Origin of the sequence: Amycolatopsis mongoliensis, assembly GCF_030285665.1 — a bacterium.
Lineage (GTDB): Bacteria > Actinomycetota > Actinomycetes > Mycobacteriales > Pseudonocardiaceae > Amycolatopsis > Amycolatopsis mongoliensis.
Genome location: NZ_CP127295.1, coordinates 3,778,116 through 3,792,490 on the forward strand (window position 1 = coordinate 3,778,116; position 14,375 = coordinate 3,792,490).

General features: G+C 72.0%; 10 protein-coding genes and 1 tRNA gene. 10 read left to right on the forward strand and 1 reads right to left on the reverse strand.

All coding sequences use genetic code 11. The features are described 5' to 3' along the window. Nucleotides 1-40: 40 nt before the first annotated feature. The 4 genes from QRX60_RS18520 (at nt 41) to QRX60_RS18535 (ending at nt 3,460) form a co-directional block, all read left to right on the forward strand. The gene (locus QRX60_RS18520; protein ID WP_286002019.1) at nt 41-874 is read left to right on the forward strand and encodes a hypothetical protein; all 834 of its coding nucleotides are present in this window, start codon (nt 41-43) and stop codon (nt 872-874) included. Nucleotides 875-920: 46 nt separating this feature from the next. Further along, nucleotides 921-1,679, forward strand: coding sequence for a hypothetical protein (locus QRX60_RS18525; RefSeq protein WP_286002020.1), 759 nt, complete (start codon nt 921-923; stop codon nt 1,677-1,679). Continuing rightward, complete coding sequence (locus QRX60_RS18530; RefSeq protein ID WP_286002021.1) at nt 1,676-2,476, forward strand: hypothetical protein; 801 nt, start codon at nt 1,676-1,678, stop codon at nt 2,474-2,476. Before QRX60_RS18525 ends, QRX60_RS18530 begins: the two co-directional genes overlap by 4 nt. Before the next feature lie 192 nt (nt 2,477-2,668). Next, nucleotides 2,669-3,460 (forward strand): hypothetical protein, encoded by a 792-nt coding sequence (locus QRX60_RS18535; protein WP_286002022.1) that lies wholly within the window; start codon nt 2,669-2,671, stop codon nt 3,458-3,460. A gap of 15 nt (nt 3,461-3,475) precedes the next feature. On the opposite strand, the gene QRX60_RS18540 is transcribed toward QRX60_RS18535, so the two are convergent. After that, nucleotides 3,476-4,969 carry a S10 family peptidase gene (locus QRX60_RS18540; RefSeq protein ID WP_286002023.1) on the reverse strand — a complete coding sequence of 498 codons (1,494 nt, stop codon included), beginning with the start codon at nt 4,967-4,969 and terminating at the stop codon, nt 3,476-3,478. Between the two features lie 31 nt (nt 4,970-5,000). On the opposite strand from QRX60_RS18540, the gene QRX60_RS18545 reads away from it, so the two are divergent. The 6 genes from QRX60_RS18545 to QRX60_RS18570 all read left to right on the forward strand — a co-directional run bounded on the left by QRX60_RS18545 (nt 5,001) and on the right by QRX60_RS18570 (nt 14,196). Then, nucleotides 5,001-5,660: an endonuclease V gene (locus QRX60_RS18545; protein ID WP_286002024.1), complete on the forward strand. Its 660-nt coding sequence runs from the start codon at nt 5,001-5,003 to the stop codon at nt 5,658-5,660. Continuing rightward, complete coding sequence (locus QRX60_RS18550; protein WP_286002025.1) at nt 5,657-6,340, forward strand: uracil-DNA glycosylase; 684 nt, start codon at nt 5,657-5,659, stop codon at nt 6,338-6,340. The genes QRX60_RS18545 and QRX60_RS18550 overlap by 4 nt, the downstream gene beginning before the upstream one ends. 84 nt (nt 6,341-6,424) lie before the next feature. Further along, on the forward strand, nt 6,425-7,759 hold the full coding sequence (locus tag QRX60_RS18555; RefSeq protein WP_286002026.1) for an NAD(P)/FAD-dependent oxidoreductase: 1,335 nt from the start codon (nt 6,425-6,427) through the stop codon (nt 7,757-7,759). A gap of 199 nt (nt 7,760-7,958) precedes the next feature. After that, complete coding sequence (locus tag QRX60_RS18560; protein WP_286002027.1) at nt 7,959-9,290, forward strand: ricin-type beta-trefoil lectin domain protein; 1,332 nt, start codon at nt 7,959-7,961, stop codon at nt 9,288-9,290. A gap of 24 nt (nt 9,291-9,314) precedes the next feature. Continuing rightward, nucleotides 9,315-9,388, forward strand: a tRNA-Leu gene (locus QRX60_RS18565). 761 nt (nt 9,389-10,149) lie between these two features. Further along, nucleotides 10,150-14,196, forward strand: a complete 4,047-nt coding sequence (locus tag QRX60_RS18570; RefSeq protein WP_286002028.1) for a DUF7507 domain-containing protein — start codon at nt 10,150-10,152, stop codon at nt 14,194-14,196. The last annotated feature ends 179 nt before the right edge of the window (nt 14,197-14,375 follow it).

Consider the following 14,375-nt stretch of genomic DNA (forward strand, 5'->3'; position numbering starts at 1 on the left):
CGGGGCGTTCCGCGTGTACCGCGGGACTGGGGGTGTTCCGTTGATCGCTCGTGAACCGGCGCTGCCGGTGGACCCGAGACTGCCCGGCGAGCCCACCGCGCTCGAGGTGGGCTGCACCCGGCTGTGGCTGGGCCGGCGCGGGGTCCGGGTGTGGCTGCCGACGCGACTGCTGGCGCTGCGCATCGGCGCGCGCGGCTTCGAGCTCCGCCGACGACCCGAGCAAGCCGTCGTCGCCGGGGTCTTGGCGGCTTTCTTCCCGGTCCTCACCGCCGGCACGGACCTGCCGGGCCGGGGAGCGGCCCTCGCTGTGCTCTTCGCCTCGGTGCAGGTGCTGCGCTGGCGGCGGATGCAACGCCGCGAGCGGCTCGCCGAGCGCCTCACCGCGGCCGGAACCCCGCCGTCGCTGCGCGTGGCGGCCCGGCAGGTCGGCTGGTGGTACCTGAGCGCGGTGGCCGTCACCTTCGTCGGCGGGGCGGTGTTGTGCGCGGCGATGTTCCTGACCGCACCGCGGTTCGGGGACCACTGGTACCCGCTCTCGGTCGACATCGCGCTGTCCACGATCGCGCTGGCCGTCGGCGCCGGCGCGACCGCGCTGGTGCTCGGCAAGACCCTCCGCTCGCCGGTGATCGCGGAAGACGAGGCGTCCCGGCTGATCGACGAAGCGCTGCGCGCCGAGGACGCCCACCGCTACGCGTCGTGCGCCGCGTACGCCCTGTTCGCGGTGCCGGTGCTCATGATGGCCTGGGAGCCGCCCGCCCTGCTGGAGTGGGCCGCGTGGGCGTACTTGGCGGTGGCGGCCGCGTTGGAGCTGACCGGCTGGCTGCTGCTCCGCCGCCGCTACCGCCGGCTGCCGCCCGGCTTCTACGGCCGGTAAACCTTTTCGCCGCTTCGGGCGTGTACGGCGCGACAGGGGAGGTTCGATGGTGGTGCAAACAGCGTGGACGACGCTCGCCGAGAGACAGGGGGCGCGGGCCTGGCTGGCCCGCCACGGCGTGGAGGTGGACGAGCCGGCGCCGCTGCTCGCGGTGCGCGTCGGGGCCCGGGTGCTGGCCACGCGGTCCTACCAGGTCTACGGCGTGCTTTCCTCCGTGGTCTGGACGGTCGCCTTGGTGCCGCCGGTCCCGGTGCTCGCGCGGTTCCTGGTGTTCACCGTGCTCTGCACCGCCTATCCCCTGCTGCAGTGGCGCCGGGTGTGCCGGGCCGACCGCACCGCCGCCCGGCTGGTTTCCCCGGGCGCCCGGCCGTCGCTGCGGGTGGCGGCCGGGCAGGTGGGCTGGTGGTACCTCGCCGCGGTGGCGACGACGTTCGGCGGCGGCGTGGTCCTGTGCGCGGGGTTCGCCGCCAACCCGGCGGGCTGGGCGGCCGCACTGGTGATCGGCGCCGCGAGCGTGGCCGCGGTCCTCGGCCGGGCCCTGCAGGCCCCGGTGATCGCCGAGGACGAGGCCTCGCTTGCCGTCGACGCGGCTTTGCGGGCTTTCGACACCCGGGCGTTCGCGGTGCCGATCATGTTCACGTTCCTCGTCTGGATCGACCTGTCCACCAGCTGGCCGTGGCCCCCGGCGCGGTTCGTGCCCGCGGCCGGGTACTTCGTCCTGGTGGTGGCGGTCCACGTCGGCGCCGTGAACGCGGCCCGGCGCCGAAGCCTGCCGCCCGGCCACTACGGGACGGTGGCCCGGTGACCGCCGCGGTGGTGACGGACGCGGAGCGGGCGGCGGCCGGACGCTGGCTCGTCAAGCACGGCGTCGACGTGCCCACGATGACCGACCTGCTGGCCCTGCGGCTCGGCTTCCGCGCCGGCGCCCGGCCGCCCGGGTCGTGGCGGTGGATCGGCGTGGCAGTCCTGGGATACGTGGCCGCCACCACCGGGTTTCTGAGCCTGGCGTTCCTGCCCGGCGTGCACGGCGCGGAACTGGTGGACAGCTCGTACGTCTTCTTCCTCCTCATCGACCAGCACCTCGGATACTGGCTTCCGGCGCGGGTCCGCGACCGCCAAGCGCTGGCGCGCTTCGGGACGCTCGGCGGCCCGCCGCGTACCGAGGTGATCGGCTGGTTCCTCGCCGTGCCGCTGGTCACCTTCGGCGGCGGCGCCGCGCTCGCGGTGACGATCTTCGCCACGACGCCGTTCCGCACGTACGCGGGGAGCTGGCTCCTCCTGCTGGTCCTGGGCGCGGCGGTCACGGCCGCGATGGTGACCGACGTCTTCCGGCGTCCCGTCATCGCGGAGGACGCGACGTCCCGGGCAGTGGACACCGCCCTGCGGCTGCACGACCTGCTCGTGGCGATGCCCGGGATCTACGCCGTTCCCGTGCTGGTCGATCCGCTGGTCGGCCACGCACAGCCGCCGGAGTGGCGGCCGTGGCTCGTCGGCTACGCCGTTCTCGCGGTGGCGACGCAGGTCGTCGTGGGTGTCCTGCAGTGGCGGCGGCTGCGGGCTGTGCTCAGGGGAATCAGGGGAGAAGTCCGTGGACGTGCGTGAAGCTGCGCTGCCGGTGGACCCGCGCACCGGCGCGCGCCGCTTCGCGGCTCACGGATCGTCCGGGCTCGCGATTCTCGTCGTGTCCCTATGCGCTCGCCGGCCGACGGCGGCGCCCGGTGCTCCCGCCCGGCGACTACGGCGTCCCGCTGCCGGCCCAGGCCGTGGCCGGCTGGTCAAGTACGGGGAGGTCTGATGAGCACCGAAGCCGAGCGCGCCATGAGCCTGCGGTGGCTGGCGAGCCGCGGGCAGCCGGTCGCGGCGCCGACACCGTTCCTGGACGCGCTGCTGGCCACGCGCAACGTCGCCATCCGCAGTGTTCTGCCGTGGCTCCTGCTGTTCGCCGTACTGGCGCTGGTCGGATCGATCGGCTACCGCTCGCTCTTCGGATCCGGCGCGACGGTGAGCACGCCGGCGTACTTCGCCTGTTTCGCCATCCAGCTCACCATGTGGCTGAGCGCCCGGTCCCGGCAGCGCGCGCTCGCGAAGGAGACTCGTCCGTGGCCCGGCGCGACGCACGAACGACCCGGCGGCTGGTTCCTCGCCTCCGCGGCGCTGGCCTACGGTGGCGGCGCGGCGCTGGCCCTTGTCCTGTTCTTCGCCACTCCGGCGCGGACTTACGCCTTGAGCTGGCTGGGTCTGCTGGTCCTGAGCGCGTTGTGCAGCGGCTGCGTCCTGGCCGGATTCCTGCGGGCGCCGGTGCTCGCCGTGGACGAGCCGTCGCTGGCGGTGTACCGGGCGCTGCTCGCGGAGAACATCCACGCGGCGGCACCGGCACTGGCGGCGGTCCCGCCGATCCTGGACGTCGCCCTCGGAAACCGGCTGCCGGCGGCGTACGCGCCCTGGCTGGTCGCGTACGCCGCATTGGCCGTGGTCACGGAGCTGGTGGCCTATGTCCGGAGCCGCCGTCCCCTGCCTCCCGGTCACTACGGCGATCCGCTGCCGGCGCAGACCGACGTCGACTGGGCGCCTCCGGAACCCCGGTGAGCGCGGGGCGGGGATTCAGCGGTTCGACGCCTTCTTGACGAACTTCGCGAGGTCCTTCGCCTGCTTCACCCGCGTCGGCTCGTGGACGTACATCATGTGGCCGGCGGGGTAGTACGCCGTGTCGATGTTGTCGCGCAGCTCCTCCGGGATCCGCAGGTGGGCCAGCACGTGCTCGGCCGCGAAGTAGGCCGTCGCGCCGTCGTAGTGGCCGAACGCCACGTGGACCTGCAGGTGCGGGTTCGCGCGCATCGCCGCGCTCACCGAATCGACCACCGACACCGAGCGGCCCTCGAAGTCCGAGTACGACCAGGCCTTGAACGTGTCCTCGTGGATCAGCTCGTACGGCAGGTCGTTCTCGTAGCCGAGCTCGGCCCGCACGTAGTGGTTGAACGCCGCCGCGTACGCGCCGATGATGCGGGAGATCGACGGGTCGTCGCTCATGTGCTCGCGGCCGCCGTCGGGCTCCCACGTCGTGAACCGGCCGTCCATCCGGCCGACCACCAGGCCGCGGTCGCGCAGCAGCTCGGTGAAGAACCGCACGTGCTCGATCCGCAGGTTCACCCGGTCCACATAGGACTCGGTGAGCCCGGTCAGCGACGCCAGCGTGGCGACCGCCTCCGTCCGCTCCTGCGTGGACAGCCGCGCGCCACGCGAAAGCGCGTACGGCAGGTCCTTCGCCGCGAAGTCCTCGGCGTCGGCGAGGACGTCGTCGAGCGGGCGCTCGCCGTGCAGGCCGTGGTAGTGCGCGATCGCCGCGTACGTCGGCACGTACAGCGCGTACGGCAGGTCGTTGCCCTCGGTGAACCGCAGGGTGCCGAGGTCGAGCACCGACGAGATCAGCAGCAGGCCGTTGAGGTAGAGCCCGTGCCGCTCCTGCAGGTGCGCGGCCAGCCCGGCGGCGCGCAGCGTGCCGTACGACTCGCCGGCCAGGAACTTCGGCGACAGCCAGCGCTGGTGGCGCGACACCCACAGCCGGATGATCTCGCCGACCGACTCGATGTCGCCCTTGAAGCCGTGGAAGTCCTTGGTCTCGCCGCCTTCGGACGTGCGCGAGTAGCCGGTCGACACCGGGTCGATGAACACGAGGTCGCTGTGCGCGAGCAGCGTCTCGGGGTTGTCGGCCAGCCCGTACGGCGGCGGTACCAGGTCGTCGACGTCGCCCGAGAGCACCCGGCGCGGGCCCAGCAGGCCCATGTGCAGCCAGATGCTCGACGAGCCGGGGCCGCCGTTGAAGGCGAACGTCACCGGCCGGGAGCCCGGGTCGACGTCGTCGAGGGTGTAGGAGGTGATGAACACCTCCGCCTTCGCCTTGTGCCCCTCGGACTTGCCGTCCTTGACGACCTCCTTGCGGAGCACGATCCGGCCCGCCTTGGCCGTGTAGGAAAGCTTCTTCCGCTTCACGGTGATCGTGTGCCGGGTCGTGACGATGTCGTCGGTCGGCTCGGCCGGGATCTCGGCCGCTTCCGGTGCCTTCTTCTCGGGAGCCTCTTCGGGGGTCGTGTCCGCCATGGACCCAACCTAGTTGTGGCAGGGTGACTCGGTGCACACCGGGGACTGGCCGACGACGGTCGAGGAGGCGCTCGCCGTGCAGGAACGGCTGCGCGGGCGGGTCGACCTCACCGACGACCTCCCCGAGCTGCCGCCGGCGGTGACCGGTCTCGACGTCGCCTACGACGACGCCGGCGGGATCGCCGCAGCCGTCGTCACGCTGGAGACGGCCGGGTTGACGGTCGTGGAGCAGCGGACGCACCGCGCGCAGGCCGTCTTCCCGTACGAACCGGGCCTGTTCGCCTTCCGCGAGCTGCCGCCGCTGCTGGCCGCGCTCGAGCAGCTCGATCACGAGCCCGGCGTCCTGGTCTGCGACGGTCACGGCCTCGCCCACCCGCGGCGCTTCGGCCTGGCGTGCCACCTCGGCGTGCTGACCGGACTGCCCGCGTTCGGCGTCGGCAAGACCCGGTTCGTCGGCTCGCACGCCGCCCCGGCATCGGCTCGGGGGTCGTCCGAGCCGCTGGTCGACGCCGGGGACGAGGTCGGCGCGGTGCTGCGGACCCAGGACGGCGTCAAGCCGGTGTACGTCTCGGCCGGGCACCGGATCGGCCTGGCCCACGCCTGCCGGCTGACGCTGGCGCTGACCCCGCGCTACCGGCTCCCCGAGACGACCCGGCAGGCCGACCGGCTGTCCCGGGCGGCGCTGCGATGAGGTCCCTGGAAGAGCTGGACGCCGCCGTGGCCGAGTGCCGCGCCTGCCCGCGGCTGGTGACCTGGCGCGAAGGCGTCGTGGGCACCAAGGCAGCCTTCCGCGGCGAGGAGTACTGGGCGCGGCCGGTGCCGGGCTTCGGGCCGCCCGACGCGTCGATCGCGGTGGTCGGGCTCGCGCCGTCGGCGCACGGTGCGAACCGCACCGGCCGGATGTTCACCGGCGACCCGTCGGGTGATTTCCTCTTCCGGGTGCTGCACGAGGTGGGGCTCGCGTCGCAGCCGACGTCGGAGCGGCTGGGCGACGGCCTGGAGCTGTACCGGACGCGGCTCGTCTCGCCGGTGCGCTGCGCGCCGCCGGACAACAAGCCGACACCGGCCGAGCGGGACACGTGCCGTCCGTGGCTCGCCGAGGAGCTCACACTGTTGCGTCCGACACTGCGGGCGATCGTCGTGCTGGGTGCGTTCGGTTGGCAGGCGTTACTGCCCGTGCTCGCCGCGGCGGGTTGGCCGGTGCCGCGGCCGCGGCCGGCCTTCGCGCACGGAGCGGTCGTGGAGCTGGGCGACCTGCGTCTTTTCGGCTGTTATCACGTGTCGCCGCGGAATGTCCAGACTCGGCTCGTGACCCACGCCATGGTGGCCGACGTCTTCCGCGCCGCGACCTCGGTGACAGGGCACGACTGAATCGTTACGGAAACCGCAGCGACGCTGGTCACAGCCGGATGGGGTCCCCGAGCGAGGTGCTCCGGAAGGTGTCACCATGAGGACATGGCTGCTGCGAAGTCGAAGTCGGAACCGACCAGGATCCTCGTCCTCGGTGGGGGGTACGTCGGGCTCTACACGGCGTACGGCCTCCAGAAGATGCTCCGGGCCAACGAGGCCTCCGTGACCGTCGTTGACCCGCAGCCCCACATGACCTACGCGCCGTTCCTCCCCGAGGCCGCGGCCGGCGCGATCGAGCCCCGGCACGTGGTCGTGCCGCTGCGGCGGGTGCTCAAGCGCTGCCACGTGCTGACCGCGCGCGTCACCAAGATCGAGAACGAGAAGAAGTCGGTCACGGTCGAGGCGGCCGACGGCCACATCGAGCAGCTGGGCTACGACATCCTGGTCGTCGCGCTCGGCGCCGTCGCCCGGATCCTGCCGATCCCGGGCCTGGTCGAGCAGGGCATCGCCTTCAAGACCATCGGCGAGGCGATCTACCTCCGCAACCACATCATGACCAAGCTCGACGAGGCCGCCAGCACGCTGGACCCCGAGCTGCGCAAGCGCCTGCTGACCTTCACCGTCGTCGGCGGCGGGTTCGCCGGCATCGAGGCGCTGGCCGAGCTCGAGGACATGACCCGGTTCGCGGTGGAGAACTACTACCCGAACATCAAGACCTCCGACATCCGCTGGGTGCTCGTCGAGGCCGCCGGCCGGATCCTGCCCGAGGTCCGCGAGACCCTGGGTGTGTACACGGTCGAGCAGCTGGAGAAGCGCGGCATCGAGGTGTACCTGTCGACGGCGGCGAAGTCGTTCGAGAACGGCCACGTCGTCCTCTCGGACGGCACGGAGTTCGACACGGACACGATCATCTGGACGGCCGGCGTGAAGGCCAACCCGGTGCTGGCCAACTCGGACCTGCCGCTCGACAAGCGCGGCCGCCTCGAGGCGACGGCGGCGATGCAGGTCGTGGGTCACCCGGAGGTGTGGACCGCGGGCGACAACGCGGCGATCCCGGACCTCTCCCGCACGGAAGAGGACCCGACGGCGACGTGCCCGCCGAACGCGCAGCACGCCGTCCGCCAGGCGACGCTGCTGGCCAAGAACATCATCAAGGTCCTGCGCGGCGGCAAGCCGAAGGACTACTTCCACAAGAACCTCGGCGCGGTGGCGAGCCTGGGCCTGCACAAGGGCGTCGCGGACGCGCTGAACCTGAAGATCAAGGGCTTCCCGGCGTGGCTGTTCCACCGCGCGTACCACCTCAAGGCGATGCCGACCTGGAACCGCCGGATCCGCATCCTGTTCGACTGGATCCTCGGCGGGCTGTTCCGGCGTGAGGTGATCTCGCTCGGGCAGATCAACAACCCGAAGGACGAGTTCGCGCGCGTCTCGAAGTCCTGACGCTCTTTTGCGAAAGCCCCCGGCCCTCGCGGCCGGGGGCTTTCGTCGTTTTCGGGGCTATTGCAGGGAAATGACCGGCTGTGTGCCGGTGAGCGACATGGTCTGGACAACGGGGCCGGTGAGCGGGTAAACCCTTTCTTCACAACGCGGAATAAGTCCGCTCCGGCTCCTCTCCCCACGGTCCCCCTTGGAGCTCTTCATGTCCTTTTCCCGTACCAGAGCGGCACTCGTGGCGGCGTTGCCCGTCGTCGCCGCTCTCGCTCTGACACCGTCCGCCGCCGCGGCGGCCGGCGGGGCGTTCCCCGCCCACTACGCGGCGCCCTACCTGCAGATCAGCGACGCTGACGCCGGCCAGATGGCCGCCGACCTGAACGCCACCGGCACGAAGTTCTACACGCTGGCGTTCCTGACCCCGCAGTCCGGCTGCACGCCGGTGTGGGAGGCGAACGGCACCGGCGTCGGCTCGTTCAAGTCCCAGATCAGCGCGCTGCAGGCGGCGGGCGGCAACGTGATCCCGTCGTTCGGCGGCGCCGAAGGCGGTGAGCTGGCCCAGACCTGCACGAACACGTCGAGCCTGACGGCCGCGTACGCGAACGTCGTCACCACGTACGGCACGCCCCGCCTGGACTTCGACATCGAAGGCGGCGTCCTGAACGACACGGCGTCGAACCAGCGCCGCAACTCGGCGCTGGCGGCGCTGCAGCAGCAGAACCCGGCGGTCCAGGTCGACTACACCCTCGCCGTCGACCCGTCGGGCATCCCGTCGAACGAGCTCGACCTGCTGCGCGACGCGAAGAGCAAGGGCGTCAAGGTCAGCGTGGTCAACCTGATGGTGATGGACTTCTACGACGGCCAGCCGGTCCTGGGCGACGCCCTGTCGGCGGCACGGGCATCGGCGTCGCAGCTGGCGAGTCTCTACGGGATTTCGACCTCGGCGGCGTACGCGATGATGGGCCTGACACCGATCGCGGGCCGCAACGACGACGGCGCGCAGTTCAGCCAGTCGGACGCGCAGCAGCTCGAGACGTTCGCTGCGCAGAACGGCGTCGCGGAGCTGTCGTTCTGGGAGCTCCAGGACTACGACCGGGCAACGGGCTACGCGTACTCGAGGATCTTCAACGCGATCACGGGCGGCACGACCACACCGCCGCCGGCCGGCACCGGCACGATCACCGGCTACGGCGGCAAGTGCGTGGACGTGGCGGGCGCATCATCGGCGAACGGCACGACGGTGGACCTGTACACGTGCAACGGGACGAACGCCCAGCAGTGGACGTCGACATCGGGCACGCTGCGGGCGTTGGGCAAGTGCCTGGACGTGGCCTCCGCGGGAACGGCGAACGGAAGCCGGGTACAGCTGTACGACTGCAACGGAACAGGCGCCCAGCAGTGGACGGCATCGGGCAGCCAGCTGGTGAACCCGGCATCGGGCAAGTGCCTGGACGCAACAGGCCCGAGCTCGGCGGACGGCACACCGCTGCAGATCTGGACGTGCACGGGCGCGGCGAACCAGTCGTGGACACTGCACTAGCGGCCATCACCTAGAGTGTGCGGTGCCCCCGTAGCCCAACTGGCAGAGGCAGTCGACTTAAAATCGACAAAGTGCGGGTTCGAACCCCGTCGGGGGCACGTACGCAATCCGCACGTTCGTCGTCTGTCCTGGCCAGCCCGCCGGCCGCGTCCGTGACGTCGGCCAGCCGGTAGGCGGGCAGGTGAATGCTGATCGTTGCGCGCCCGCCTGCGCTGTGGAGCCGGACCTGCAGCCGGGTGGCCTCGAAGAGCGGTCGCAGGAGGTCCTCCGGGGCTTCGAGCAGGTGGGCAGCCAAGTAGGGCAGTGCGCGGAGCAGCTCCAGGTTCTCTGGCGCAGCTCGATCTGTCGCGGTGGACTTCGAGTTGGCGGCCAGCACCGCCTCGGTGGCCGCCTTCTCCGCGTCGAGCTCGTTGTAGGTGACCCGCAGGGCTTTGGTGAAGGGGTCGTCTGGGTCGCCGTCCATGGCTTGGCGCAGGACGGTGGCTTGACGGCGTTCGATGTTCGCCACGGTTCGCTTCAGGCGATCTTCGTCAGCTTGCCGCTGACGATCGGCAGTGTCGTCAACGCTGCTGACCTCGGCAGCCAGGGCTGCGTTCCCGCTCACCCATCCCGGCCACTTGCAGGCCGGGCGACTCACTGCGACCGGTGACGCGGTGCTGCCGGCGAGCGGACGTGACCACGGCGACGTACGCGCGGACTTCCGGTGTGATCGTTCCACTATGGACTGATTGCCCGCCTTCTCGGATGCCGGAACGGCCACGCTCGCGGACGATGACGACGAGCGGTAGCCGAGTCGAGGGGTCCGAGGTCGATGAGCAGTGTGGTGTTCGGTGCCCGAAAGTCCCGGCGAGGGGTGCCCATGCTGCTGGTCGTGGTGCTCCTCGCGCTCGGTGTGGTCGCGCCCGGCACGATGCCTCGCGCGTCGGCGGCCGGGGCGCAGAGCTGCGGGTTCGCCACGGCGGGCACCGGTACCTACGCCCGGACGCTGTGCTGGTTCGACCTGTCCGGCTACAGCGCGGCGGAGGCGACCTCCCCGGCGGGCCAGCGGCTGATGTTCGCGCTGCCCGGCGGCTACCGGCTCGCGGCCACCCTCACCGTGTCCGGCGGCCCGGTCGCACCGAGCGCGCTACCCACGTATTCGGCCGCCTACCTGGGCAACTCCGGCCACTACACTGGGGTGCCGGGCCGGCCGGCGCTGTACCAGACCGCCAATGGCACGACGACCGTCGCCACGCTGACCGACATCGTCGCCACCGACGCGAGCGGCGCGGTCGTCAAGGGCTACGGCCTGGTGGGCGCGGACGTCGAGTCCACGGACCCGGGCGAGTCGATCGAGTGGACTTCATCCTCCCCGATCGAGTCACTGACAGCGGACAGTTCCGGGCCGGGCATCGGCAACGCGTGCGGCGGCGGCTACCCCGGCGTCGGCACGCGGACCGTCCGATGCGTCGGCCGCACGACCGCCAACAAGTCCGGCACCCCGATCCTGTCCTCGGAGGACCCGACCTCGTTCACCCAGCGCATGGTGGGCGGCGGACGGCAGGCGGTCGGGTTCGGCGTGCTGGTCTCGAGCCTCCAGATGTCCAAGAAGGTGGTGCGGGGCTTCCCCGGCGACTCGTTCGCCGTCTCGGTCGCGTCGTCGAACGGGGCCGTGCTCGGCTCGGCCGACACGCGGGGCGGCACGTCGGCGACCACCGGCGAGATCACCGTGCTGGCCGGAGCGCGCGGCAGCGAGTACACCCTGCGTGAGGCGGCTACCTCGGGCCTGGAGTCCAATTACGACAGATCGTGGACCTGCACCCGCAACGGCGCCGCGGACGGCAAGCTGCCCACCGGTGACGCGGGCGGCTCCGCCCAGGTGCACGTCGACGTCGGCGACTTCGTCTCCTGCACGATCACCAACACCGCGAAGGCGGCGACACTGCAACTGGTGAAGCACGCCGCCCCGCCGGTGGACGTGAACGGCAACGGGATCACCGACGCGGGTGACACGATCGAGTACACCTTCACCGTCACCAACGCCGGCGCGCTGGCGCTGCACGACATCACCGTGACCGACCCCAAGGCCGGCCCGGCCACCTGTCCCCGGCCGACGCTGGCCCCAGGTGAGTCCCAGACTTGCGCCGCCCAGGTCCCGTACGTGATCACCAAGGCTGACGAGGCGAACGGCGCCGCGGTCAACACCGCGACGGCGTCCGGACTGCCGCCGGGCGTGACCACCGAGGTGACGTCGAACCCGTCGTCCACCCGGACCCCCACCGAGACGCCGAAGCCGGCGCTGACGCTGACGAAGTCCGCCTCCCCCGACGACCCGGAGGCCTACACCGCCGGACGGCGGATCACCTACTCGTTCCTGGTCACCAACACCGGGAACGTGCCGCTGAACGAGATCGGGGTCGACGAGACCGCGTTCTCCGGCAGCGGCGTCCTGTCCACGCCGGTCTGCCCGGTCACCACGCTCGCCCCCGGCGCCGGTACGACGTGCACCGCCACGTATGTCCTGACGCAGGACGACGTCGACTCGGGCCTGCTGCACAACACTGCCACCGCGCACGGCAAGCAGCCCGGCTCGCCCGACCCGACCACCTCGAACCCCTCCAGCGTGTCCATCCCGACGCCGGCGCACCCGGCGATCACCTTGGTCAAGACCGCCGATCCGACGACCGTCGAGCGCGCAGGGCAGTCGGTGACCTACCGGTTCACGGTGACCAACACCGGTGACGTGACGCTGCGCGGGGTCGGGGTCGACGAGACCCGGTTCACCGGCTCCGGCCCGGCCCCCGAGATCTCCTGCCCGGACGTGGTGCTCGCGCCCGGGGCGTCCCAGACGTGCCTAGGGGTCCACCGCGTCACGCAGGCGGACATCGACGCGGGCTCGATCGAGAACACCGCAGTCGCGCACGGCACGGCGCCGCGCGCGACCGAGCCGACCACCGCGGCGCCCTCGTCGGCGAAGGTGACCGCCGACCGTTCCGCGGCGCTCGCTCTGGCGAAGTCGGCCTACCCCGGCACGGTCGCCGCCGCGGGCGAGCCGGTGCGCTACTCGTTCCTGGTGACCAACACCGGGAACGTGACACTGACCGACGTGACCGTCACCGAAGGGGCCTTCAGCGGCAGCGGGACGCTGTCGGCGATCTCCTGCCCGGCGGGCGCCGCGGTGGTGCCGGTGCTGGCGCCCGGCCAGGCCGTCACCTGCGCAGCGGACTACACCGTGACCCAGGCCGACCTCGACGCCGGCCGGATCACCAACAGCGCGACCGCGGCCGGCACTCCGCCCGGGGGCCTGCCGACGGCGACCACCCCGCCCGCGACCGCGGTCGTCACGGCGAGTGGTGGAGCCGCGCTGACTCTGGTCAAGTCGGTCGAGCCGGCCACCGTCGACGGCGCCGGGCACACCGTCACGTACCGGTTCGCCGTGACCAACAACGGCAACCGCACGCTCACCTCGGTGGCCGTGCGCGAATCCGCGTTCACCGGTACCGGAGCGGGGCCGGCCATCGCGTGCCCGTCGGACACCCTGGCCCCCGGCCAGGCCGTCACCTGCACCGCCACCTACACCCTCACCCAGGCCGACGCGGACGCCGGCTCGGTGACCAACACCGCCGAGGCGACCGGCAATCCGCCCCAGGGTGACCCGGTGACCTCAGGCCCGTCCCAGGCGACGGTGACCGTACTGCGCAGGCCAGGGCTGTCGCTGGTGAAGTCGGCGGACCCGACGGACGACGGGCACTTCGACGCGGGGCAGACGGTCACCTACTCGTTCGTGGTGACCAACACGGGCAACCAGACGCTCACCACCGTGACAGTGCGGGAGACGGCGTTCTCCGGCACCGGAGGGCTCTCGCCGCTGTCCTGCCCGGGAGGCGGCTCCACGGTGGGCGTCCTGGCGCCGGACGAGCAAGCGGTCTGCACCGCCACGTACGTGCTCACCCAGTCCGATGTGGACTCCGGGCACGTGACGAACACGGCTGTCGCCACCGGCACCCCGCCCGCGGGGACCGAGCCGCCGACCTCGGACCCGTCCACGGCCGTCGTGCCGACCCCACCGGACGCCGCGCTGACGCTGGCCAAGACGGCCACGCCGGGCACGGTCTCCGCGGCCGGCCAGCAGATCACCTATGCGTTCGTGGTGACCAACACCGGCAACGTCACGCTCAACCCGGTGACGGTCCGCGAGACCCGCTTCACCGGCAGCGGCGCAGGGCCGGTGCCGGTCTGCCCGGGCGGCGCGCTGGCTCCCGGACGCCAGGTCACCTGCACCGCGACCTACCGCGTGACGCAGTCCGATGTGGACGCCGGGTCGATCGGCAACACCGCCGTGGCGTCCGGCACCCCGCCGGACGGCGGCAGCCCGGCCGACTCGAAGCCCGCGACCGCGACCGTGCACGCCACCGCGGTGGGCGCGCTCGCGATCACGAAGGCCGCCGGCCCGGTGGACGTGAACCGCGACGGGAGCATCGGCGCCGGCGACCGGATCAGCTGGACGATCACGGTCACCAACACCGGCACGGCCACCGTCGGTGAGATCAAGGTCGACGACCCGTCCGCGGGCCCCGTGACCTGCCCGGGCACCGTGCTCGCGCCGGGCCAGGCGATGACCTGCACCGTGCTGCCGCACACGGTCACCGCGGCGGACGTCACGGCGGGCCGGGTCCGCAACGTCGCCACGGCCACCGGGACCGGGCCGGACGGCAAGCCGGTCCCGGGCGGCGAGGCGACCGCCAGCGTCCCGGTGGTTCCGGTGCTGCCGCCGGGACCCCGCCCAGGACCGGCGACGGGACCGGGCGAGCCGCCGCACCGGCTGCCGGACACCGGCGTGGATGTGGGCCGGCAGCTCGCCCTGGCGGCCCTGCTGCTGACCGCCGGGCTCGCGCTGTGCCTGGCCGGGCGACGACGGCGCGCCTGAGGAAAACGGGTCGTTCGAGGCCCGGTCGGAAGCGTCCCGGTGTACGCCAGGGCGGGCTTTCCGGCCGGGCCTCGAGTCCGGTCGGCCGTTTCCCGAGGGCTGCACAGCATGGAAAGCGTGGAATCGCCGGAGAGCACGGCACGAACACGTGCACGATCGTGACGCGGGATCGACTGATC

Coding starts and splice junctions, on each gene's coding strand:
- QRX60_RS18525 (WP_286002020.1), top strand. CDS start 921: ATGGTGGTGCAAACAGCGTGGACGACGCTCGCCGAGAGACAGGGGGCG.
- QRX60_RS18535 (WP_286002022.1), top strand. CDS start 2,669: ATGAGCACCGAAGCCGAGCGCGCCATGAGCCTGCGGTGGCTGGCGAGC.
- QRX60_RS18540 (WP_286002023.1), bottom strand. CDS start 4,969: ATGGCGGACACGACCCCCGAAGAGGCTCCCGAGAAGAAGGCACCGGAA.
- QRX60_RS18550 (WP_286002025.1), top strand. CDS start 5,657: ATGAGGTCCCTGGAAGAGCTGGACGCCGCCGTGGCCGAGTGCCGCGCC.
- QRX60_RS18555 (WP_286002026.1), top strand. CDS start 6,425: ATGGCTGCTGCGAAGTCGAAGTCGGAACCGACCAGGATCCTCGTCCTC.
- QRX60_RS18560 (WP_286002027.1), top strand. CDS start 7,959: ATGTCCTTTTCCCGTACCAGAGCGGCACTCGTGGCGGCGTTGCCCGTC.
- QRX60_RS18570 (WP_286002028.1), top strand. CDS start 10,150: ATGCTGCTGGTCGTGGTGCTCCTCGCGCTCGGTGTGGTCGCGCCCGGC.